At 62.7% G+C, this 22,143-nt stretch carries 24 protein-coding genes and 1 pseudogene; 10 read left to right on the top strand and 15 right to left on the bottom strand.

Annotation, left to right across the window (positions count from 1 at the left end):
- Positions 1–61: 61 nt before the first annotated feature.
- Complete coding sequence (aroC, locus tag AC0L3D_RS02630) at positions 62–1,186, bottom strand: chorismate synthase (protein ID WP_128167680.1); 1,125 nt, start codon at positions 1,184–1,186, stop codon at positions 62–64.
- A 291-nt stretch (positions 1,187–1,477) separates the two neighbouring features.
- Here aroC and AC0L3D_RS02625 point away from each other — a divergent pair, with 291 nt between their 5' ends.
- The 5 genes from AC0L3D_RS02625 to AC0L3D_RS02605 all read left to right on the top strand — a co-directional run bounded on the left by AC0L3D_RS02625 (position 1,478) and on the right by AC0L3D_RS02605 (position 6,198).
- Positions 1,478–1,741 (top strand): DUF1344 domain-containing protein, encoded by a 264-nt coding sequence (locus AC0L3D_RS02625; RefSeq protein WP_031254973.1) that lies wholly within the window; start codon positions 1,478–1,480, stop codon positions 1,739–1,741.
- Positions 1,742–2,247: 506 nt separating this feature from the next.
- Positions 2,248–3,852, top strand: coding sequence for a sensor histidine kinase (locus AC0L3D_RS02620; RefSeq protein WP_287341546.1), 1,605 nt, complete (start codon positions 2,248–2,250; stop codon positions 3,850–3,852).
- Between the two features lie 127 nt (positions 3,853–3,979).
- Entirely contained in the window at positions 3,980–4,654 is a 675-nt protein-coding gene (locus AC0L3D_RS02615) for a response regulator transcription factor (protein ID WP_473642993.1), read from the top strand.
- Positions 4,655–4,877: 223 nt separating this feature from the next.
- A complete protein-coding gene (locus tag AC0L3D_RS02610; RefSeq protein ID WP_287258752.1) occupies positions 4,878–5,438 on the top strand; it encodes an RNA polymerase sigma factor in 561 nt (186 codons plus the stop codon).
- Entirely contained in the window at positions 5,416–6,198 is a 783-nt protein-coding gene (locus tag AC0L3D_RS02605; RefSeq protein ID WP_473642991.1) for an anti-sigma factor family protein, read from the top strand. The genes AC0L3D_RS02610 and AC0L3D_RS02605 overlap by 23 nt, the downstream gene beginning before the upstream one ends.
- 39 nt (positions 6,199–6,237) lie before the next feature.
- Here AC0L3D_RS02605 and AC0L3D_RS02600 read toward each other — a convergent pair whose 3' ends face one another.
- From AC0L3D_RS02600 to AC0L3D_RS02570, 7 genes are all read right to left on the bottom strand, one after another.
- Positions 6,238–6,825 (bottom strand): histidine phosphatase family protein, encoded by a 588-nt coding sequence (locus AC0L3D_RS02600; protein WP_128172028.1) that lies wholly within the window; start codon positions 6,823–6,825, stop codon positions 6,238–6,240.
- A gap of 52 nt (positions 6,826–6,877) precedes the next feature.
- The gene (gene fabI / locus AC0L3D_RS02595; RefSeq protein WP_091596015.1) at positions 6,878–7,696 is read right to left on the bottom strand and encodes an enoyl-ACP reductase FabI; all 819 of its coding nucleotides are present in this window, start codon (positions 7,694–7,696) and stop codon (positions 6,878–6,880) included.
- A 221-nt stretch (positions 7,697–7,917) separates the two neighbouring features.
- Positions 7,918–8,409 carry a DUF1194 domain-containing protein gene (locus AC0L3D_RS02590; RefSeq protein ID WP_473642989.1) on the bottom strand — a complete coding sequence of 164 codons (492 nt, stop codon included), beginning with the start codon at positions 8,407–8,409 and terminating at the stop codon, positions 7,918–7,920.
- Complete coding sequence (locus AC0L3D_RS02585) at positions 8,343–8,651, bottom strand: DUF1194 domain-containing protein (RefSeq protein ID WP_473643101.1); 309 nt, start codon at positions 8,649–8,651, stop codon at positions 8,343–8,345. Before AC0L3D_RS02585 ends, AC0L3D_RS02590 begins: the two co-directional genes overlap by 67 nt.
- Before the next feature lie 215 nt (positions 8,652–8,866).
- Positions 8,867–9,322 (bottom strand): hypothetical protein, encoded by a 456-nt coding sequence (locus AC0L3D_RS02580; protein ID WP_473642987.1) that lies wholly within the window; start codon positions 9,320–9,322, stop codon positions 8,867–8,869.
- A gap of 648 nt (positions 9,323–9,970) precedes the next feature.
- On the bottom strand, positions 9,971–10,891 hold the full coding sequence (locus AC0L3D_RS02575; protein ID WP_027152335.1) for a DnaJ C-terminal domain-containing protein: 921 nt from the start codon (positions 10,889–10,891) through the stop codon (positions 9,971–9,973).
- 99 nt (positions 10,892–10,990) lie between these two features.
- Complete coding sequence (locus AC0L3D_RS02570; protein ID WP_473642985.1) at positions 10,991–11,467, bottom strand: RT0821/Lpp0805 family surface protein; 477 nt, start codon at positions 11,465–11,467, stop codon at positions 10,991–10,993.
- A gap of 41 nt (positions 11,468–11,508) precedes the next feature.
- Between AC0L3D_RS02570 and pdxH the strand changes: the two genes are divergently transcribed.
- Positions 11,509–12,126, top strand: a complete 618-nt coding sequence (gene pdxH / locus AC0L3D_RS02565) for a pyridoxamine 5'-phosphate oxidase (RefSeq protein ID WP_419696235.1) — start codon at positions 11,509–11,511, stop codon at positions 12,124–12,126.
- 102 nt (positions 12,127–12,228) lie between these two features.
- Positions 12,229–12,468 (top strand): CopG family ribbon-helix-helix protein, encoded by a 240-nt coding sequence (locus tag AC0L3D_RS02560; RefSeq protein ID WP_128172024.1) that lies wholly within the window; start codon positions 12,229–12,231, stop codon positions 12,466–12,468.
- A gap of 119 nt (positions 12,469–12,587) precedes the next feature.
- On the opposite strand, the pseudogene AC0L3D_RS02555 reads toward AC0L3D_RS02560, so the two are convergent.
- The 4 genes and pseudogenes from AC0L3D_RS02555 to AC0L3D_RS02540 all read right to left on the bottom strand — a co-directional run.
- A pseudogene (locus AC0L3D_RS02555) lies at positions 12,588–12,798 on the bottom strand (type II toxin-antitoxin system RelE/ParE family toxin); the annotation flags it as partial.
- Positions 12,795–13,103: a type II toxin-antitoxin system RelB/DinJ family antitoxin gene (locus AC0L3D_RS02550; protein WP_128167692.1), complete on the bottom strand. Its 309-nt coding sequence runs from the start codon at positions 13,101–13,103 to the stop codon at positions 12,795–12,797. The gene AC0L3D_RS02550 and the pseudogene AC0L3D_RS02555, both read right to left, overlap by 4 nt.
- 69 nt (positions 13,104–13,172) lie before the next feature.
- Positions 13,173–13,925, bottom strand: coding sequence for a crotonase/enoyl-CoA hydratase family protein (locus AC0L3D_RS02545; RefSeq protein WP_473642983.1), 753 nt, complete (start codon positions 13,923–13,925; stop codon positions 13,173–13,175).
- 53 nt (positions 13,926–13,978) lie between these two features.
- A complete protein-coding gene (locus AC0L3D_RS02540) occupies positions 13,979–15,748 on the bottom strand; it encodes an acyl-CoA dehydrogenase (RefSeq protein WP_473642981.1) in 1,770 nt (589 codons plus the stop codon).
- A gap of 206 nt (positions 15,749–15,954) precedes the next feature.
- On the opposite strand from AC0L3D_RS02540, the gene AC0L3D_RS02535 reads away from it, so the two are divergent.
- Both AC0L3D_RS02535 and AC0L3D_RS02530 read left to right on the top strand, forming a co-directional pair.
- On the top strand, positions 15,955–16,185 hold the full coding sequence (locus tag AC0L3D_RS02535) for a hypothetical protein (RefSeq protein WP_473642979.1): 231 nt from the start codon (positions 15,955–15,957) through the stop codon (positions 16,183–16,185).
- A 175-nt stretch (positions 16,186–16,360) separates the two neighbouring features.
- Positions 16,361–17,458 (top strand): glycoside hydrolase family 25 protein, encoded by a 1,098-nt coding sequence (locus AC0L3D_RS02530; RefSeq protein WP_473642977.1) that lies wholly within the window; start codon positions 16,361–16,363, stop codon positions 17,456–17,458.
- A gap of 24 nt (positions 17,459–17,482) precedes the next feature.
- Here AC0L3D_RS02530 and purD read toward each other — a convergent pair whose 3' ends face one another.
- The gene (gene purD / locus AC0L3D_RS02525; RefSeq protein ID WP_473642975.1) at positions 17,483–18,760 is read right to left on the bottom strand and encodes a phosphoribosylamine--glycine ligase; all 1,278 of its coding nucleotides are present in this window, start codon (positions 18,758–18,760) and stop codon (positions 17,483–17,485) included.
- A 162-nt stretch (positions 18,761–18,922) separates the two neighbouring features.
- On the opposite strand from purD, the gene ubiA reads away from it, so the two are divergent.
- Positions 18,923–19,906, top strand: coding sequence for a 4-hydroxybenzoate octaprenyltransferase (gene ubiA, locus AC0L3D_RS02520; protein ID WP_473643099.1), 984 nt, complete (start codon positions 18,923–18,925; stop codon positions 19,904–19,906).
- A gap of 46 nt (positions 19,907–19,952) precedes the next feature.
- Here the strand turns inward: ubiA and AC0L3D_RS02515 are convergent, their stop codons facing one another.
- Positions 19,953–20,522: a DUF6101 family protein gene (locus AC0L3D_RS02515; RefSeq protein ID WP_023799370.1), complete on the bottom strand. Its 570-nt coding sequence runs from the start codon at positions 20,520–20,522 to the stop codon at positions 19,953–19,955.
- Positions 20,523–20,706: 184 nt separating this feature from the next.
- On the bottom strand, positions 20,707–22,137 hold the full coding sequence (locus AC0L3D_RS02510; protein WP_473642973.1) for an FAD-binding oxidoreductase: 1,431 nt from the start codon (positions 22,135–22,137) through the stop codon (positions 20,707–20,709).
- Positions 22,138–22,143 lie beyond the last annotated feature (6 nt).

The raw sequence follows: 22,143 nt of genomic DNA, 5'->3' as shown, positions 1-22,143 counted from the left end.
GGGCAGTAAGGGATTAGGGAAAAGGAAAAAATTGGCTGCTTCGGCGGGATAACATACTGCCCTACTGCCCTACTGCCCTACTGCCCTCTCCTCTCCCTGTCTGTCCCCGATGACGCAGATAGTGATCGGCGATCGCGCAGGCAACCATCGCCTCGCCGATCGGCACGGCGCGGATGCCGACGCACGGATCGTGCCGGCCCTTGGTCATGATCTCGACGTCGTTGCCGTCCTTGTCGATCGACTTTCGCGGGGTCAGGATCGACGAGGTCGGCTTGACGGCGAAGCGCGCGACGATCGCCTGGCCGGTGGAGATGCCGCCGAGGATGCCGCCGGCATTGTTGGACAGGAAGACCGGCTTGCCGTCATTGCCGATACGCATCTCGTCGGCATTTTCTTCGCCGGCGATGCGGGCGGCCTCGAAGCCGTTGCCGATCTCGACACCCTTGACGGCATTGATCGACATCAGGCCCGAGGCAATGTCTTGGTCGAGCTTGGCGTAGATCGGTGCGCCCAGGCCTGCCGGAACGCCGTCGGCGACGATCTCGATTACCGCGCCGACCGAGGAACCCGCCTTGCGGATGCCGTCAAGATACGCGGTGAAGACGGCGACCGATGCCGGATCGGGCGTGAAGAATGGATTTTCGGCGTCGCCAACGAAATTCCAGTTCCAGTTGGCGCGGTCGATCGATTTTTCCCCCATCGAGACCAGTGCGCCGCGCACGATCATGCCGGGCACGACCTTGCGGGCCAAGGCTCCGGCCGCCACCCGCGCCGCTGTCTCGCGGGCCGAAGAACGGCCACCACCGCGATAGTCGCGCAGGCCGTATTTGGTGTCGTAGGTATAATCGGCATGACCCGGCCGGTACTGGCGGGCGATCTCGCCATAGTCCTTGGAGCGCTGGTCGACGTTCTCGATCACCATCGACACCGGCGTGCCGGTGGTGATCATGGTCTCGCCGTCGTCATCCAGGATGAAGCCGGACAGGATCTTGACCTCGTCTGGTTCGCGACGCTGCGTCACAAAACGCGATTGACCCGGGCGGCGCTTGTCGAGTTCGGCCTGGACCTCGGCGCGCGTGAAGCGGAGGCCGGGCGGACAGCCGTCGACGACGCAGCCGAGCGCTGGGCCATGGCTTTCGCCCCAGGTGGTGACGCGGAAAAGATGGCCAAACGTATTGTGAGACATGAAAACCAGCCCTGCCGGCACCGAGCCGGCTTAGCGCATGACCCCGAAAATCGGAGCGATTTTCGGGAAGGATCATGCGCAAAATCAAAAGTGCCACAGCGTCGTTTCTGCGTCAGGACGCGCGGCGCCGTAGCTGCGTTCTATTGGCGTTTTCCGCAGCGGTCAAACTGTGATCTGGCGGATTTAGTTTTGACACATTCGGTTGGTTTCTGCTTCCCTCGACCCGTCTGTTGAACACCGTCTGTTGAACACCCGCCGCCACTGTGCCGGCGCAATGATAAGAGGACGATGATGCGTATCCCGATCGGCGCCGTTGCCGCCATGTTGCTGATTTCCACCGCCGCCTTTGCCGGCCAGACCGAAGGCCTGATCAAAGAGATCGACAAGGAGACGTTGACGCTGACACTCGACGACGGCAAATCCTACAAGCTGAACGCCGAAACCGATCTCGAAGCGCTGAAACCCGGCATGGACATCGTGATCGCCTACGACGAGACAAACGGCGAGAACATCATCACCGACATGCAATTGCCGGATAGCGATTCAACCGAATAGACTCATTCAGTCTGGGCGGTGCTGGCTATTCTCGCGAGCAACGCGACCAGTTCCGGCTGCGATGGGTCTCGGTTTTGGCGAAGACGGCTTTCAGGTGATTCCTGGCGGTTTCGTAAGTGACTCCCAAATCATCCGCGACGGTCTTCAACTCTGCGCCCGATCAAACCCGGCAAGCCAGTCTTGCCTCGGCTTGCGGCGTTCGGCTGGACTTAGCCTCTCACGGGGTGAAGCCGCTAAATTCGGACGGCAGGACTGCATTCTCACCAATTTCTAACCTGAATCTCTCGTATCCTAAATAGCGGGTCCTCTATGGTTGCTCCGTGCTGAAACGGCGTCGCGGAAATGTTGCGCCGATCTGCGCGAGCCATCCTGCACGGTGGCCTTCTCTGCCGCGAGGGGGGCATTCTTGAATCCGATCGGTTTCGGGTTCTCAACGCCGATGGACACCGATGGGCATCAGGTCTCGCATTCTTGTATTTCAGCTCATTGTCGTGGGGGCAGTCGTGATGATGGCGGCTATCGTCTACATCACCATTCGCTCGACAACCTACTACACGCAGCGCGTGCAATGGGCCAACAACCAGGTCGAAGCCGTCACCGCACTTACGGTGAACGCCAACCGATATTCCGAGCAGATCGCCGAGTTCCTGTTAATTGGCGAACCGGAGCGTCCCGACTACGAGAGCGCCCGCGCCGAGCTTGAGGCAGGCTTCGAAAAGCTCGCGGAACTGACCAGGGGAGAAGCCGAGTTTCTCGGGGGCAGCAGCGAACAGGAGGACGGCGGTGACGAGATCTTCCGCGTCACGCGGATGCGCACGCTCTACGGAGAAATCGCCAAAGCCACCTCTGACGCAATCAATCTTCGCAACCAGGGGCGCCAGGAGGACGCGGTCAGCGTTTTTCGCCGGGACATCGAGAATCGTTTCGATGCCGAGTTCGAAAACATCCTGGAAGCCGCGCGGCGCGACGAAGAGGAAGAGGTCGTGCGAACCGAGCTGCAGGCAGAAGCACTGTGGCGACGCCTGACCTGGATGACGGCCGCGCTTGCGTTGGCTGCTGTGGTTCTCTGCTTTGTTGCTGCTTTCCTTCTCGCCCGATCATTGATGCGCCCGATCAGCCTTCTGACCGAAGGCACAGAGGCGATCAGTCGTGGTGATCTCGACCACCGGATCGCCTTTGATGGCCGCGACGAACTTGGTGCGCTCGCCAGGCGGTTCAACGAAATGGCCGCACGCCAGCAAGACCAGCGCGACCGGTTGCTCAACGCCAAGGCAGAACTCGAGCAGCAAGTTGCCGCACGGACCGCAGAGCTTGCCGCGGCGAACCAGCGGTTGACGGAGCTCGACCGGTTGCGCGTCCAGTTCCTCGCCGACATCAGCCATGAACTGCGCACTCCACTGACGGCGCTTCGCGGTGAAGCGGAAATTCCGCTGCGCCATGGCTCAAAGCCAGAGGCAGTGTACCGCGATGCGCTCGAACGGATTGTCACTCAGAGCCTGGAGATGGGACGCCTCGTCGACGACCTCGTTTTTCTGTCTCGTTCGGAAACCGATACAATACGCTTCGAGCCCCGCCGAACGGACCTCGTGAGCATCGTCGCCGATGCGGTCCACGAGGGCGAAATTCTGGGGCGCGCCAAGGGCATCTCGATCAAGGCGGCCTACAGCACCCGTCCGGTCTGGATCACTGCCGACGCGCAGCGGCTCAAACAGGCTCTCGTGATCATTCTGGATAATGCCATAAAATACTCTCCGCGCGATCGCTCGGTGAACCTGAATATCACCGTTGTGGACGGGCATGCAGAGATTGCGATACGCGACAAGGGTTTGGGCATTCCAGCCGAGGAAATACCCAAGGTGTTCGAGCGATTTTACCGTGGCCGAAGCCCAAGGGCGTCGCGCCAACTTGGCAGTGGTCTCGGTCTGGCGATCGCGAAATGGCTCATCGAAAAGCATCGTGGCGAGATTGCGCTCACGAGCGAGGTCGGGTCTTTTACTGAGGTCGTGGTCCGGCTTCCACACGCTGACGCAACCGCGTCTGCGGATGCGAACGCAGGTGCCGCCGTAGTCGTTCTGAAAAAGAGGCTGCGTGCAAAAACCGGCTCGGAATAAACAACGACCTCCTTCGTTTCATGGATTACGATTGTTGAGGCGGGAGCTTGGCGGAATGACCACGCCCACCGCGAGGCGGGGAATTCTCTGACTCCCCGCAATACGACCCGGGGAGAAGGTGGTGTAAATGTCAAGGATTCTGCTGGTAGAGGACGACGATCGCATCGTCGGCTTCATCAAGCGAGGGCTCGAAGCCGAGGGTTACGTTGTCGACGTGACCGACAGTGGCGGGGATGCGCTGGCGATGGTACGGGAGACGCCATATGCGCTGATCGTTCTCGACCGAATGCTTCCAGGAATCGACGGCCTCGAAGTATGTCGCATGTTGCGGCGCGAGCAGCACCAGCATCTTGTCCTGATGCTCACGGCCAGAGACAGCCTGCAGGACAAGGTCGAAGGGCTGAAGGGGGGAGCCGACGACTACCTGACCAAACCTTTCGCCGTCGACGAGCTGATCGCGCGCATGGAGGCGCTGCTTCGCCGCGGCTCCAGCACAGGCACGGACCCGGTCCTCAGGGTTGGCGATCTGGCGCTTGATCCGGTCGGCAAGAAGGTCTGGCGCGGCGAACGCGAGATCAGCCTGACGGCCAAGGAATTCAGGCTTCTCGCGTATCTGATGTCGCACTCTGGCGCTGTGATCAGCAGAACCCGGCTGCTCAACAATGTTTGGGATCTGAGTTTCGACCCGGAAACGAAGGTGGTCTATGTCTACATCCGCTACCTTCGTAGCAAGATCGAAAGCGTGGACGAAAAGCCGCTCATAAAAACCGTGCGGGGCTTCGGCTACGTGATATCGGCTTGAAGCCAGCGGGTCACCCACGTTTTCAGGAAATGGGCAGTTCTCTCACCAAGCTCTAACCTGATGCTTGCCATAGTCTAATCCTGGCCTTTCCGAAATCTAGCCGGACTCCCACGCTGGTTTAGCCGCCGTGGTCATATGCTGCCACATGAAGATACCGACCCACCCCGAATGCGTGCGGAGGCGGCTGACTTCGCTCGGTCCTCAAGAAACCGGAAACTTCGACGTGATTGAGACTGATCAATTCGGAAAGCAGCTTGTTGCATTTCTTCCGAACCTGCGCCGTTTTGCGATTTCCCTTTGCCGTTCCCGCGATCTTGCCGACGATCTGGTGCAGGCGGCCTGCGAACGCGCGCTTGCCAACACCGGGCGCTTTGAACCTGGAACCCGTTTTGATGCGTGGTTGTTCCAGATCCTGCGAAATCTGTGGATCGACCACATCAGAAGGCAGCGCACGGCCGGCCCGCAGGAGGACATCGAGCAACGGCAGGACCTTGTCGGCGCCTGTGGCGAGCGAGATGTCGAAGCACGCTTTACCCTGAATAGCGTTGCCCAGGCGATCACCGATCTGCCGGACGATCAGCGCGAAATCATTCTCCTGGTCTGCGTCGAGGACCTTTCCTACAGGGAGGCGGCCGGCGTACTCGACATACCGATCGGAACGGTGATGAGCCGGCTGGCGCGTGCCAGAAAAAATCTCGCCGAGGCAGTCGGAATAAATCCCGGCTTGCCACGTTTACCGGTCATGAAGGGCGAGAACAGAAATGATCAGACGCGAGTTTGCTGACGAAACGCTCATGGCCTTTGCAGACGGCGAACTTGACGACGCGACTGCCGCAGCCATCGAGAAAGCCATGCAGCCGGATATCGCCAGCCGGGTCGCCCTGTTCCTGGAAACCCGCATTCAGGTCAAAGAGGCACTGATGCCGGTTCTCGATGAACCCGTTCCCGACCGACTCAGCCAGTCGGTGCAGCGAATGATCGACGAGGCCGAGCGGCGCAGCGTTCCATCGCACGCCAGCGAGGGCGCGCGTGTCGTTGCCTTCAGGGCGAGGGACAATCAGGCGATGCGGCGCCCCCAGGCATCCTGGATCATGCCGCTGGCTGCTTCGCTGGTTGCAGTCGTTTTTGGGTTCGGCGGATATTTTTTTGGGTTTGCCAGCCAAAACCAGCCGCATGGACTTGAGGTGGCAGGGCAGGACAGCCCTCTTTCAGAGGCGCTCGGGCAGGTGGCGTCCGGCGAAGAAGCCGTGCTGGCAGGCTCCACCGACAGGATCCGTGCCGTAGCCACGTTTCGCGATGGAACCGGTTCCTTGTGCCGCGAATTCGAAATCGATTCTGCCAACCGCTCGACCGTCATATCCGTGGCGTGCCACTCGGATCATGGTTGGACGGTGAATTTTGCCGTCGTTGCGCCCGCGCGCGATGGCGGATATGCACCGGCCTCGTCTTCGGAAGCGCTCGATTCCTATCTCGCGGCAACCGGAGCGCATGAGCCTCTGTCACGGGAAGACGAGGCAGCGGCATTGAGATCGTTGGGCCAGTAGAAGGGCGGGCCCGGTGGGCATGCTTTTGGGCGATGTGCATTAGAGCCACTCCAGGCGTCGGCCCTCCAGCCTGAGCAACCGATCGTGCGGCACATTCAGCCTTGCGGCTTCTTTCTCGGGCATTCCCAGCACCATGCGGAACAGGACGCGCACGACGCCGCCATGCGTCACGCAGACCGTCCGGCGGTCCAGCGCGTCGAACCACGGCTTTACCCGTTCGAGCAGCATTTGATAGCTTTCGGCGCCCTCGCCGGGCGGCAGGAAATTCCACTTGTCGAGGCGCCTCTCCCTGGCCGAGCCGAGATGCCGGGCCTCAAGTTCGGGAAAGGTGAAACCCTGCCAGTCGCCGAAACTCATTTCGACAAGGCGGGGATCGGTGCGGTAAGCTTGGGGATCGAGCCCCATCGCCATGCGAATGCGTTCCATGGTCTCACGCGTTCGCCGCATCGGGCTGGCGACAAAATCGAAATCTTCGGGGTTTTGAACGAGTTCCGCCAGCCGATGGCCATTGCCGGTCGCCTGCTCGCGGCCGAGCGGGTTGAGATCGGTGTCGGCCTGTCCTTGCAGCCGGGACTCGGCGTTCCACACCGTCTGGCCATGGCGCGCGATGTAGACGAGCGGATACATCAGGTCATCCGGAGAGCGGTCGAGAACAGGCGAGAGGGTATTCGAGGCGGGTCTATTCCTTGACGGTCGAAATATCAGGCGCGTCGACCGCCTTCATGCCGACGACATGGTAGCCGGAATCGACATGGTGGACCTCGCCGGTGACGCCGCGTGAAAGGTTTGAAAGGAAATAGACCGCTGAATCGCCGACCTCCTCTTGCGTCACCGTCTGCTTTAGCGGCGAATTGTATTCGTTCCACTTCAGGATGTAGCGAAAATCGCCGATGCCGGAGGCTGCCAGCGTCTTGATCGGACCGGCGGAGATGGCGTTGACGCGGATTTTCTTGGCGCCGAGGTCGACGGCCAGATAGCGCACGCTGGCTTCGAGCGCTGCCTTGGCAACACCCATGACGTTGTAGTGCGGCATCACTTTTTCCGCACCGTAATAAGTCAACGTCAGCAGCGAGCCGCCATCGGTCATCAGCGCCTCGGCCCGCTTGGCGATGGTGGTGAAGGAAAACACCGAGATGTCCATCGTGCGCAGGAAATTGTCGCGCGTCGTCTCGACATAGCGGCCTGTCAGCTCGTCCTTGTCGGAAAAGGCGATGGCGTGGACGAGGAAATCGAGCTTGCCCCAACGCTTGGCGATGTCGTCGAATACCGCATCGAGCGTTGTCGGATCGGTCACATCGCAATGGCCGGCGACATGGGCGTTGAGTTCCGCCGCCAGCGGCTCGACGCGCTTCTTGAACGCCTCGCCCTGGTAGGTCAGCGCGATCTCGGCGCCATGGTCGACGCAGGCCTTGGCGATGCCATAGGCGATCGACCGATTGTTCGCGACGCCCAGGACAAGCCCGCGCTTGCCGGCCATAATGCCTTGTCCACCCGCCATGTGAGCGCTCTCCGCAAGATTTGCTGCTTCGTGAGTGGCTATCGCACAGGCACAGAGCCCCTTCAAGCGCTCAAAACGGACAGTGCCCGCCGGCTGACCTTCCGACCTGAGTATCGATTGCCTGGGCGAAGCGCTTGTGGCACGCTCAAGCGAGAATTGACGAAAAGACGCCACGCCATGTCGTGCAGCAGTTCTGCAAGAGTAGTTGTGCATCGAAGCGGTCACTCGATCCTGAAACGAGGCGCATCTGCCGGCGCGGACGCCAACAGGTCGCGAACAAGTTTCCTGGTCATGAATTCACCGGCGTCTTTCGCATCCGAGATGTCCATGGCGAACGCTCCCGGACCGCCGATCACGCTGGAGCGGAAATATTGCGCATCCTGCCCCAGGACCAATCCGTTGATCGTGAAGCCTTGCGCCAGCGCCGCGTCTCGTGAGGATTCTGTTCCGCCCGCGAAATTGTCGGTTCCGTTGGCGCAGATGTTCATGACAGCGCGCTCCGTCGCGTGCGGCGATGACGTCAACAGGAGCGAAGCAAAGTCGATCGCCTCCGACATGTCTGTCAGACGATCGTGCATCGCCGCGGGATCAGCGTCGCCGTCCTGCTCCATATCGCCGCCTCCGTAATGGGTTCGGTCGATGAGCGTCACCGAAGCGAGCGCCTGAGACACGCGCGCGGCGTCCTCGGCCGAGCCGATGACGGTCCAGGGCACCAACAGGTCGAACTTGCCATCGCTCGACCATGTGAAGACGGCGAACCGATCCGACGCCGCGGGCCGGCGGTGGCGGCGCGCAGGAAGTCGGGGTGGACGAGCGCCCGCACGAGCCCGGCCTGCTGGAGCCATTCCTCATATCGGCCGATCGAGTCCGAGACGTCGATTGCTGTGACGACATTGGCGTCGGTGCCCGGCACGACCGCGTTGGCCGCTGGCGAAGCGCCGCACAGGAAGACCATCAGTGGCAGGGCGAGGTGAAGGGCGCGCCAGCGGCAAGGTTTCGCCGGCATGGCAGGCTTCGACGTCACCCCCTGGTGTTCTGAACGACGCCAGAACCTGCGCGTTGGAACGGGCGGAAACGACTGCATTGGCTCCTCCAGGGTTGGTCCCCGGGAGGTAACGGCTCGGAGCCAAACTTATTCCTTCTGTTCGCGCGGCCGTTTCAGCAATTCGGTTATGTCCGCTTCGAGAACGGCAGGCTCGGATCCAATGCCTGAAGATCCGCATAACGCCCCAGCCCGCGATAGAGGATGAACGCACTGCAACAGGCGACGGCAATCGACAGCATCTCGCCGCCGTCTTCCGCGTAGCCAACGAGCTTCGAGCCCGTCAGGAAGTGCAGCATGTCAACCACCACGGCAAAACCCACAAGACACGCGAACAGCAGCAAAAACACCGATCCGAGGGCTTGTTGCCTCGGTCTGCTTTGCCAGAATGACCACAACAGCGGCGCCAGCAGGCCGAGCGCGACCGCCGACCAGGTGATGATCTCCCCGGTGTCGCGAGCCCGCATGCCCGGCAGCGAAACGAGGTCGAATGTCGCTGCCAGCAGCAGGCCGCCGCGCTCATGGAAACGGGTGGCGTCGTCGAGCGTCACAAAACTGAAAATCAGCGACCAGGCAAGAAACATATGCTCCCTGGTTCGAAACCAGACGCCGAACAGAAACAGGGCGCAAAGCGCGGCCTGCCCATAGTTGAACATCTCGGGCAGAGATCCATCCCTGCTGATGTTGAGATGCGCAGGCAAATCGTAGCGTGAAATTCCGACCGATCGAAGCGCCTCGATCGCGAATGGAACGGTGATGATGAGGATATTCAGGCATATTATTGTCAGCGCGAACATCCTGCTGAGCCTGTCGTTTCGATACATCGCCCGGATTTCTCCGAATGTATTTTGCAAAATCGATAAAGCATGACCCAGCAATCCGACGCGCTCCTTCGTTGCTCTTCGTTTGACGGACAATTTCGTTAGTCAACCAAGAGGTCCAGATTGGGGCAAAGACGTGCTCCTGGACCGCCCGTCGACGTTCAGCCCGCCCGGCTGAGTTCGGTCCGGCATGGTCTGGAAACGGGGCGGCCGCGGGTTTATTCCGCTCGCGCAAAAGAAAAACGCTCTCGGCGACGAGCGTCTGACCCGCCTGGCGCGACCCGGCCATGTTCCGGGCGGGCGTTCGCCATCGAGCGATGTCGCGGAATGCGGCTGAGCCCTGCAATCGATCAAAACGGACAGGTGAGAGGCAGGAGCGTTTGCGGCGCAGCGCGCCTTTGACGCGCCAGGCTAACGTTTGCGGTTGCGCATCAACGCTTCGAGATCGCTGTCGCCACCCTCAGGCAGCATCAGCCGCACATGCGCGTAGAGATCGCCGTGACCGCCGACTTTTTCCGGCAGGCCCCTGCCCTTCAGCCGCAGAACCTTGTCCGAGCTCGACCAGGCGGGAACATTGACTGCAACCTTGCCGGTCGGCGTTTCGACCGCCACTTTGGCACCCAGCACGGCATCCGCCAGCGCAACCGGCAGGTCGGCGTGGAGGTCGCGGCCTTCGACACGATAGCGCGGATGCCGCCGGAAGCGGATCTTGACCAGCGCATCGCCCGGTTGCCCCGGCCCTTGCTCGCCCTGGCCTTTCAGCCGGATGGTCTGGCCATCCTCGACATAGGCTGGCAGCTTGACGGCGACCTTGCGCCCGTCGGGGAACATCGCCGTTACCTTCTCGGCAGTCGCCGCTTCTTCGATGGTGATGTCGAGCGTCACGTTCAGGTCGGCGCCGGACGGCGCCTGCCGGCCGGCGCCCATGCCGGCGCCGCGAGAGAAGGTCTCGCCGAAAATCTGGCTGAAGATGTCGCTGCTGCCGTCGAACGGATCGCCGCTCGGACGACCTGAGCGAAACTCGAAACGCGAGCCGCCCGGCCCTTGCTGCCGGCGAAAACCGGCGAACGGATCGGCGCCGCCGGCGGCACCCTCGAAACCTTGAAAGCGCGGCTTGCCCTCGGCATCGATCTCGCCGCGATCGAAAGCCGCACGGTTCTTCTCGTCGCCGACGATCTCGTAAGCCTGGTTGGCCGCAGCAAACCGCTCCTTCGCCTTGGGATCCGGATTCTGGTCCGGATGATACTCCTTGGCGAGTTTGCGGTATGCCGATTTTATATCCTGGGCCGATGCGTTCTTGGCAACGCCCAGCACCTCATAGGGGTCGCGCATGCTTCCTGCCCTGGAGAAGGAGTGAGTCCATGATTGCCATCTATATGCGCTCGCATAGGAAGAAATTCCAGTAGCTTACGGTCATATGATGGCGGAAAATCAGAGCGCCTTGAAGTCCTGCATCTGCCAGGCGCCGGCGCCGGCCAGGCACACCTCGCCCTTGAACAGGGCGACGCCGTCGAAGCTTTCGCGTGAGGCGGTGAAGCGGCGGCAAAGCTGGCCGTTGTCCCTGGACTCCGCCAGTTCGGTGATCGAGCCGCGCGAACCGGTATCGGAATTCGCCCAGGGAACGGCCTGACCGGCAAGTTCCTGGATATCGGCTGAAGACACCGCGTTGCGGATCGTCGCCTGGTCCGAGGCGCGATCCTGGTCGATCAGCAAGGCAGAAGCGGGCGTGCTGCTGGTGAGGATCGTACGGTCGACCTCCGCCTGCTCCAAACTGAAGCCGCCGGCACCGCAGGCGGCAAGCGGCAAGGCGACCAGCACAATCGCGGCCGCCTTGACCGCACCTTGCGCGTTGGCCGAAGCAATAAGGCCCCATTGCCTGCTGTCAAAAAGTTGCGCGATGCGCGACAATCGGCAATCTCCCCCGGCCGGCAATAAAATTTGGAAAAACTATGAGCGAAACTGAGTTAACAAGCGGTGACTTTGCCGAGGCTGCGGAGCCATTCCGCCTGTTTGCCGCATGGCTTGACGACGCGACGAAGAGTGAGATCAACGATCCCAACGGCGTGGCGCTGGCGACCGTCGATGCCGAGGGCATGCCGAATGTGCGGATGGTGCTGCTCAAGGGGTTCGATGAAAGCGGATTTGTGTTCTACACGAATTTCGAGAGCGCCAAAGGCCGCGAGATTCTTGGCAGCATGAAGGCGGCGATGTGCTTTCACTGGAAATCGCTGCGCCGGCAGGTGCGTGCACGGGGGCCGGTGGAGATCGTTACCGAGGCGGAAGCGGACGCGTATTACGCGACACGTCCGCGCGGCAGCCGCATCGGGGCATGGGCGTCGAAACAGTCGCGGCCGCTGGAGAGCCGCTTCGCACTGGAAAAGGCCGTTGCCGAATACACGGCGCGCCATGCGATCGGCGAGATCCCACGGCCGAAACACTGGTCAGGCTTCCGCATCGTGCCGCAGACGATCGAGTTCTGGCACGACCGGCCTTTCCGGCTGCACGACCGCATTGTCTTCTCGCGCAGCGCTGAGGGCGGCTGGGACAAGACAAGGCTTTATCCCTGAGCGGCTGGCCCTTAAGCAGCTTCACCAGGAGCCTAGGGCAATCTTGCCGAACCACCTTGGTTCACCAATAGTCATAGTGAACCAACATGAAAGGTTCTTCCTATGACGGCTTTTACCGTGCGTGTCCCGGACGAAACCGCAAAGAGGCTTGACCAGCTTGCCGAAAAGCTCGACCGCTCGCGCTCCTATGTAGCCGCGCAGGCTATTGAGGACTTCGTGGCCCGTGAGGAATGGCAACTCGCCGAGATAGAAGCCGGATTGGCCGACGTCGAGCGCGGCGACTTTGCCAGTGACCGTGATGTAGCCGCTGTTGTCGGAAAATACGTCAAGTCGAGGAAATGATCGTCCGCTGGCGCGTTCCTGATCTTCAACGGAGACTACTCCGTCGCTATTTCGTCCGGCCACATCTGGGCGCCATGCAGGATGCGGAGGATGCGAACCGTGTCGGCCACTACGGCATAAGCGGCGATGTAGGGCGTGCGCGCGACGACAAGTTCGCGCGTGCCGGCGATCCGGCCGGGGTCGCCCGCTTTCCGGAAAGTCGATGAGACGGTGAGTCGCAAAAACGATCTGCTGGTCGACGTGAACGGCGGCTCTGGGGTTTTCGGCTTCGATATACGTGAAGATGTCGTCGCGATCGGAGAGCGCAAACCGCGCCCAGACCAGCCTCAAGACTCACCTGCCTCCGCCTTGCGAAGCGCTGCCGCCCGCCGTCCAGCAAAATGGGTTTCGGCGTCGGCGTCTTCAACGTCCGGCCGGGTATCCTCGATCGCCTGCAGAACTTTCGCCCGGAACCAGGCATCGTGGGCGTCACTGTTGCTGACGAGTTCGAGCGGCAAGGCGCCCTCATTCGCGGTGCGCGTCAACAAGATGCGGACGGCATCGGAAACCGTGAGCCCCATGTTTTCCAGAACCGCCGTGGCGCGTTCCTTCACCTCAGCGTCAATTCGGGTCTGGACCAGTGCGTTCGACGGCATGGCAGTCTCCTTCGCCAGCAGACAATGTAATGCATGTGCATGACATATGCTAGACTCTAGTAGCGCCAGCTAGCCCTTCTTCCTGGTCATGAAGGCCATCAAGGCGGCGCGGGCCTCGTCGGATGTGAGCCGCGCCCGAAAATGCTCACTTTCCTGGCCGATGCGGGCGACGAGGTCTTCACGCGAACCGCGCATCAGGTCACGCGCGATCTTCAGCGCTTGCGGCGGCTTGGCCGCGATCTGCCCGGCAGCGGCAAGCACGGCGGATTCGAGCTCGTTCTCCTCGACCACCGCGTAGATCAGCCCGGCCGCTTTCGCCCGCTCGGCCGAAAAGCCTTCGCCGAGGCCAAGCAGCGCGAAGGCGCCTTGCCGGCCGAGAATCTGCGGCGCAAGCAGGCTCGACCCCGCCTCGGGGACCAGGCCGAGATCGACGAACGGCGTGCGGAATAGTGTGCGCGGCGTGGCGAAGGTCAGGTCGCAATGCAGGTTGAGCGTTGTGCCGATGCCGACCGCAATGCCGTCGACGCCGGAGATCATCGGCTTTTCCGTCCTGGCCAGCGCCATCAGGAAATCCCAGACTTCGGTGCCGCCCTCGCCGCCGGTGGCGACGACCATGAAATCGGCAAGATCATTGCCCGACGAGAAGGCGCCTGGAACACCGAGGAAGACATGGACGCGGATCGCCGGATCGGCGTCGCCCTCGGCAAGGGCTTTGGACATTTTTGCATACATGGCCCGCGTCAAGGCGTTCTTCTTGTCCGGACGGTTCATGCGGATGATCTGGATGGCGCCCTGGCGCTCGACGAGGATGTGGTCTGTCACGGGTGATCCTTTGTGAAACGCTGGGCTTTTGTGAAACGTCAACCTGGTGGCTGTCAGGCAGAAATCAGTGTCTGGACGGCAGTGGCAAGGCTGTCGGCGCCGCCGATGACACGCTCCTTCAGCGCGCTCGCCTCGCCAAGCAGGTTCTCGGCATAAAAACGGCAAACGGCGATGCGGCTTTGGTCGGCAAGCGCGCCGCGCGCCAGATAGGCGCCGCCCGCCGCCAGCGAGATCAGCCGCAGATACGGCGTCGCGCCGGCCAGCGCCGCGTCCGAGCGGCCGTCTGCGAGCAGCCCTTGCAGGAAGCGCGTCGCCTGGCTGAGATCGTCGAGCGCCTGGTCGAGGCCATCGGCGGTGCGGCCAAAACCTTGAAGGTTCGAGGTCCGCGCTTGATTGGCGACGGCTTTCAGTTCGGCGATGTAGCCATGCACATGCTCGCCGCCGCCAAGCGGCAGCTTGCGCGCCACCAGGTCTATCGCCTGGATGCCGTTGGTGCCTTCGTAGATCGGCGCGATGCGCGCGTCGCGATAAAGTGCTGCCGCACCGGTCGCCTCGATGTATCCCATGCCGCCATGAACCTGCAGCCCGAGCGAGGCGACCTCGACGCCGACATCGGTGGAAAAGGCCTTGGCCAGCGGCGTCAGCAGATTGGCGCGCTCCTGCCAATGGATGGCTTCATCGCCGACGGATACGCGCGCGTGGTCAATGGCGTGCGCGCAGCAATAGCTGATGGCGCGCGCAATCTGGGTCAGCGCCTTCATGGTCAGGAGATTGCGCTGCACGTCGGGGTGATGGACGATCGGCGTCATGGCGTTGCCATCATAGCTCGCGGCCTTGCCTTGCCGGCGTTCATTGGCGTAGGCGAGCGCCTTCTGCGTGGCCGTTTCGGCGACCGCAACGCCCTGCATGCCGACGGCGAGCCGCGCATTGTTCATCATGGTGAACATGCAGGCGAGGCCCCTGTTTTCCTCGCCGATCAGCCAGCCGATCGCGCCGGGGGCGGTCCCTTCGAAACCGTCGCCATAGATCATGGTGCAGGTCGGCGAGGCGTGGATGCCCAATTTGTGCTCCAGCCCGGAGCAGAAGACGTCGTTGCGTGCGCCAAGCGCGCCATCATCGCCGACCAGGAATTTCGGCACCAGGAACAGCGAAAGGCCGCGCGTGCCGGCCGGCGCGTCCGGCAGCCGCGCCAGCACCAGATGGATGATGTTGTCGGTAAGATCGTGCTCGCCATAGGTGATGAAAATCTTCTGGCCGAAGATGCGGTAGGTGCCGTCGCCGGCCGGCTCGGCGCGGGCGCGCAAGGCATTCAGATCCGAGCCCGCCTGCGACTCGGTCAGGTTCATCGTGCCCATCCATTCGCCTGAGACGAGCTTTTCCAGGTATTTGGCCTTCAGCGCCGGTGAAGCATGCTTGTCGAGCGCCTCGACCGCGCCCATGGTCAGCGTCGGGCCGATGCCGAAGGCCATGGCGGCGGAGTTCCACATTTCGAGCGCGGCGACGCCCAGCATGGTCGGCAGCGCCTGGCCGCCGAACTCCTCCGGCGCTGACAGCGCGTTCCAGCCGCCGTCGATCCAGCGGCGATAAAGTTCCTTCCAGCCGGGCGGCATGGTGACGGCAGCGCCGCTCAGCACCGCGCCTTGTTCATCGCCGATCTTGTAGAGCGGCGCGACCTCTTCGCTGGCAAAGCGGCCGGCTTCCACCAGAATGGCGTCGACGAGGTCTTCGCCAAGGTCGCCAAAGGTGCCGGCGTCAAGCGCCGGCTTCAGGCCCGCCACATGCTTCAGCGTGAAGGCGATTTCCTCTACTGGTGCCCGGTACATGCCGCTCCTCCTCGGTCCGGCAGGGAAACTTAATATCCGTGCCGACACAAAACCATTCGCTTTTGGGTCGCCTCCCCCGCCTTCTTTTTACGTAAACGTCAAATTTTGTCACGCAGATTTTGCAATTGGAACTGTTCACGCTAAAATCGGCAAAAAGCCGGACAAGTCGACCGGCGACAGCTCAAGAATACCGGATCGGACCGCCCGTGCTCGCCAGACCTGACGCTTATCGCTGCATCGAGTGCGGCCTGCCCTATCGAGCGACAGGTTTTTGGCACCATCGGGGCAAGATCGAGGACGGCGCCGCCTATTGGTCGGATCGCGGCATCCTGTGTTCGCCGCAATGCTCGCTGGCCCATCACCGCAAGCGCCAGGCTGAGGGGACGCTGCCGCAAGCGCCCGCGCCCGACCCGTTCCACCCGCTCGCCCTCCGTTGATGACCAGCAAAGCCATCCCCGGCACGATTGCGGCGGTCGCCGCGGGCCGCCGAAAGTATTTCCTTAACCATGGCGGTTCAGGATCAAGCTTTGGCCAGCAAGGATCTGCTGTTTGAAGCCGCCGGCGCACCCTCTTCGCCGCCCAGGACTCCTCGCCGTCGCGACCGCGACGGCAATGGCGTTGGCGCCGGCACAAGCCTCGGACTTCTCCGCGCCCTGGAAGAAGACCGACCGGGCGCTGGTGATCGACGCCTACGAATACAATCCCATCGATTGGACCGAGCTTGCCACCGACAAGCGCATCGTCGGCTTCATCAACAAGGCGTCCGACGGGATGCCGCCAGCGTATTTCTGTTTCGGCGACGAGACCGCGACGCGGCTCTGCAAGGCGCTGTGGAAGCGCCATGCGGTAGCACAGGAACTGTTCCAGACGCGCAAGGTGGTGGCCAAGGCGCTCGGCCTGAAATGGGGCGCTTATCACCTCGCCCGACCCGGCAACCCAGTGGGACAGGCCAATAATTTCATCAATTTCGCGAAACCTGGTCCGGACGACCTGCTCGCCCTCGACATCGAGGATGACGACCCGACGAAATGGATGTCGCTCGAGGATGCAGAGGAATTCGTGCGCCATGTGCATCGGCGGATTGGCCGTTTTCCAGTGCTCTATACCAACGGCAAAACCGCCAAGCACATCGCCGACAACAAGTACAAATATCGGCTGCTGTCGCGGCTGCCGCTCTGGTATGCGCGCTACAAGCCCGATATCGGCGTGCATTTTCCGATGGGCAACTGGCAAGGCTACGCACTCTGGCAGTTTTCGGCAAAAGCCAATTGCGGCCGGTTCCGCTGCCCCTATCGGGTGGCTGGCACGCCGAACGACATCGACGTCAATGTCGCACCGATGGATGCCGCCGCGTTGCGCGCGCAATGGCCGTTCGGCGGCCTGATCGACGCGCAGCCGGATTACCTCGCCTCGATACCGCTGCCTCTCTCGCGGGCGGCCGGCCTTGCCGGCAATGTCACCCTTACCTATGCGACCGTGTCGCCACCGCCGAGCTTCACCGAAATGGTCGCCATGTTCAGCGCGGGCTGGTCCAAGTTCCGCGGCAGCTTGCAAATGCCTGCCGTAGGGACAGCGCTGCGTCTTCCGCGCCGGATCGCCGACTATCTGGGGTGGCTGCGAAAGGAAAAGCCCTCCGCATCGGCCGTTGAAGCCGCACCTACCGATCCGGTCAGCACTGCGTCGACCGAGTTGGATCGCCGCCCCCGCTAATCTTGCCCCCGCTAATCTTGTACGTCAGCGCGCCTGCTCGCGGGCAACGGCCTGCCAGCCGATGTCGCGGCGGCAAAAACCTTGCGGCCAATCGATCCGGTCGACCGCGGCGTAGGCTCGTCGCTGCGCCTCGCCGACCGTGCCGCCGGTCGCCGTGACACCGAGCACACGGCCGCCATTGGCGACCAGCCCGCCGCTGTCGATGGCGGTGCCGGCATGAAAGATCTCGACGCCATCGTCCGCGGCCTGTTCGACGCCTTGGATGACTGAGCCCTTTTCCGGCGTGCCGGGGTAACCCCTTGCCGCCATCACCACGGTGAGCGCCGCCTCGTTGCGCCAGCGCACCGAGGTATGTGCAAGCTGGCCGTCGGCGGCAGCGTTGAGCAGGACCAGCAGATCGTCCTTCAGCCGCATCATCAGCACCTGGCATTCCGGGTCGCCGAAGCGGGTGTTGTATTCGATCAGCTTCGGCCCCTCGCCTGATATCATCAGCCCGGCAAACAGCACGCCCGATAACGGCGCGCCAAGCTCGGCCATGCCGCGCATGGTCGGCTCGACGATCTCGCGCATGGTGCGGTCGATCATCTCCGGCGTCATCACCGGGGCCGGCGAATAGGCCCCCATGCCGCCGGTGTTCGGGCCGACGTCGCCGTCACTGAGGCGCTTGTGGTCCTGCGCGGTGCCGAATGGCAGCGCGGTGGCGCCGTCGCACAGGCAAAAGAAGCTCGCCTCCTCGCCGGTGAGAAACTCCTCGACCACCACCTCCGCGCCGGCCTGTCCGAAGGACCCGTCGAAACAGGCATCGAGCGCTGCCAGCGCCTCGGCCAAATTCATGGCGACGGTAACGCCCTTGCCGGCGGCGAGGCCGTCGGCCTTGATGACGATCGGCGCGCCCATCTTTTCGACATAGGCCCTGGCCGACGCCAGGTCGCCGAAACGGCCATAGGCGGCGGTCGGGATGTCGTATTTCGCGCAAAGATCCTTGGTGAAACCCTTCGAGCCTTCCAGCCGCGCCGCCGCCCTGGACGGGCCGAAGACGCGAATGTTTTCAGCGCGGAGGTCGTCTGCAATGCCGGCGACCAGCGGCCCTTCCGGCCCGACCACGACGAGGTCGACCTTCTTCTCCGTGCAGAACCGGGCCACCGCCGCATGATCGGCAATGTCGAGCGTCACCAGTTCGGCTTCGCGGCCGATGCCGGGGTTGCCGGGCGCCGCGTAGAGCTTGGTCAGCAGCGGCGAGGCCGCGATCTTCCAGGCCAAGGCATGTTCGCGGCCGCCGGAGCCGATCAACAATACGCGCATGCCCAGGTCCCTTGCCATTCCACGATCAGGACTGCGCTATTGCGCCCCGTACGATGGGTCAAGACATTTGGCAGACTTTGAGCGCAATTCCACACGGGAACGGGGAATGGTTCGGCCCGCTTGACGCTTGACGGCGTTCGCCGCTGCTGCCACTTCAGCACGATGGAACCCATCCAGTCGAAAGCAGCCCAGGGCCGCGTCGCCGATGCGCCGAGCGGCCACTGGGTCTACCGCATTCTGCCACGCTGGCTGTGGCCTCATGCGCAGCTTGCCCGGTGGGACCGGCCGATCGGCTGGCAGTTGCTGCTGTGGCCGTGCTGGTGGTCGGCAGCCCTTGCCGCGAGTGCCCATCCACGCCCTGCTGATCCCCTGCTCTCGCTGCTGCCGGCGCCATGGTATCTCGTGCTGTTCCTGATCGGCGCCGTCGCCATGCGCGGCGCCGGCTGCACCTACAACGACCTGGTCGACCAGGACATCGACAACCAGGTGGAACGCACGCGCTCGCGGCCGCTGCCGGCGGGAAAGGTCACGCGCCGGCAGGCCTGGGCGTTTCTCGTAGTCCAGGCACTGGTTGGACTCGCTGTGCTTCTGCAGTTCAACAGCTTTGCCGTCCTGCTCGGCATCGGCTCGCTCGCCGTCGTCGCCATCTACCCGTTCATGAAGCGATTCACCAATTGGCCGCAACTGGTTCTCGGCCTTGCCTTTTCCTGGGGTGCGCTGATGGGATGGGCGGTCGAGTTCGGCAATCTCGATGGCCCGGCCGTCATGCTCTATATCGGCTCGATCCTGTGGGTGATCGGCTACGACACGATCTATGCGCATCAGGACAAGGAAGACGACGCCATCGTCGGCGTGCGCTCGACTGCACGACTGTTCGGCGACAACACCAAGACCTGGCTCGTCGGGTTTTATAGCGGAGCGCTGGTCTGCTTCGCCATCGCCTTCGCGGCGGCGCAGGCGCCGGTGCCGGCGCTGGCCGGGTTGGTCGCGGCCGGCGCCCATATGGCGCGGCAGATCACCGTGCTCGACATCGACGATCCCGACCAGTGCATGCTTCTGTTCAGGTCGAACAACCAGGTCGGCTGGCTGGTCTTCCTCGGCCTGATCGGCGGTGCGCTATGGGTGGCGCTGAAGCCGCTGGTGTAGCGGCTTTTTTCCTTCTCCCCTTGTGGGAGAAGGGAAAGCGCTCGCTCTATTCGTCGCGCGAAATAATCTCCTGGCCGCCGATCACCAGCCTGAGGCCGAGGGCGCCGGCCCTGCGGCGGGCGAGGAAGCGCGGACGACGCATGGTCGAAAGCCGACCCCTGCGGCGGTCCTGCGCTGGCAATGTCTTGATGGCGACGCCAAGCGATTCCTCCAGGGTGCGGGCGATGCCGTCGGATTCGATCAGAAGCATCGGCAGACGGTAGGCATCGGCCCAGGCGCGCCAGTCGGCGGCGACATCCTCGAGATCGTCGGCCACCAGCAGCGGCACCGACAGCATCGGATCATTGTGCAGAAGCTCCAGCGTCACCGTGACATTGCCGTCCGGGTCCTCCATTGCGCGGGCTGCCACGCCACGAAACGCATTGGCGGGCAGAGCGATGAACGCCGGCAGGCCGCTCATCTCCAGCACGCGGCGAATGACGGCGCCACGATGGTCGATGGTGAAGGTAACGTCGCCATAGTCGTCGCGCGTCGCGTAGCTCACCACCTGCGGCAGGCGGAGTGGGTCGAGGCGCATATTGCGCCCAGCCCAGACTGGCTTCAGTCCAGTGTTCATATCGTGCCTTTCCTGTCTCTCCTGAGAGCCGGTCTTCCGGTTCTCCGGGCCGGTTTTTCCAGCCTCGTTGTGGGGAAACATTAGCGCGGGCTTCTTATCGCAGCGCTTAAGAAAGTCGGTTAAATTTTGCTGATCTCGAGGCGATGGTTATCGGAATGCAACCATTCACAAGACGGCGAAAGGATCAGATAACCTTACCGGGATTCATGATGCCGGCCGGGTCGAAGGCCGTCTTCACCCTGCGCATCAGCTCGATCGCCATCGGCGGCGCCGTCGCGATCAATTCATCCCGCTTCAGCTGGCCGATGCCGTGCTCGGCCGAGATCGAGCCGTGAAGGCTGCGCACGACATCGTGCACGGCCTTGTTCATGGCGTGATAGAGCCGGAGAAACGCTTCGTCATCGCCACCGATCGGCCGGGAGATGTTGTAGTGGAGATTGCCGTCGCCCATGTGGCCGAAACACACCTCGCGCGCACCGGGGCTGACCGCTTGAACGGCGCCGGCTGCCTTTTCGATGAATTGCGGGATGGCCGCCACCGGCACAGAAATGTCGTGCTTGATCGAGGCGCCTTCGGGCTTCTGCGCCTCGGGCAGCAGCTCGCGGAAACTCCAGAAGGCATCGCCCTGCGCGATGCTCGCCGCAATCACCGCATCGCTGACGATCTCCTGCTCGAGGCCGGCTGAGAGCACCTCCTCGATGAGGGCCCTCGCATCCTCAGCCGAGCGACTCGAAGAGATCTGCATCAGCACATACCATGGCCAATCGCCGGACAGCGGCCGCACGACGCCTGGCGCGTGCAGCAGCGTAAAATCGTAGGGCCTCTGGCCGATCAGCTCGAAAGCAGTGAGCGCCGCACCGGCGCGATCCATCGCCAGGCTGAACAGCGACAGTGCCGCCTCAGGTGACGACAGGCCTGCAAAGGCCACCTCGCGCCCCTTGGGCTTTGGGAAAAGCTTGAGCACGGCGGCGGTGATGACGCCGAGCGTGCCTTCCGCACCGATGAACAGGTTTTTTAGATCGTAACCGGTGTTGTCCTTCTTCAGCTTGCGCAGATCGTCGAACACCTCGCCGGTCGGCAGCACCACCTCGACGCCGAGGCACAGCTCGCGCGCATTGCCATAAGCGAGAACGCCGGTGCCGCCGGCATTGGAAGAGAGATTGCCGCCGATCTGGCAGGAGCCTTGCGCGGCAAGCGACAGCGGAAACAGCCGGTCGGCGGCATCGGCCGCTTCCTGCAGCGTCTGCAGGATGACCCCGGCCTCGACGGTGACCGTGTTGGACAGGACGTCGATCTCGCGGATGCGGTTCAGCCGCGACAGCGACAGCACGATCTGGCGGCCGGTCGTGTCCGGGACCTGCGCGCCGACCAGCCCGGTGTTGCCGCTTTGCGGCACGACCGGCGTTCCCGTCTCGGTTGCCAGCTGCATGATGCGGCTGACCTCGTCGACGCTGCCGGGCCTCAGCACCAGCGCCGTCCGGCCATGCCACAGGCCGCGTCTCTCCGTGAGGTAAGGCGCGATATCCTGCTGGTCGCGAAGCGCATATTTATCGCCGACGATTGCCGCAAAGCGGTCGATGAGGGCGGGGTCGATATCCCGGGAGATGTCGTTCATGGATGG

It is taken from the genome of Mesorhizobium sp. WSM4837 (assembly GCF_055811435.1).
The sequence above is the reverse complement of the archived record's forward strand: the minus strand, read 5'-3'. Positions and strand labels throughout refer to the sequence as shown.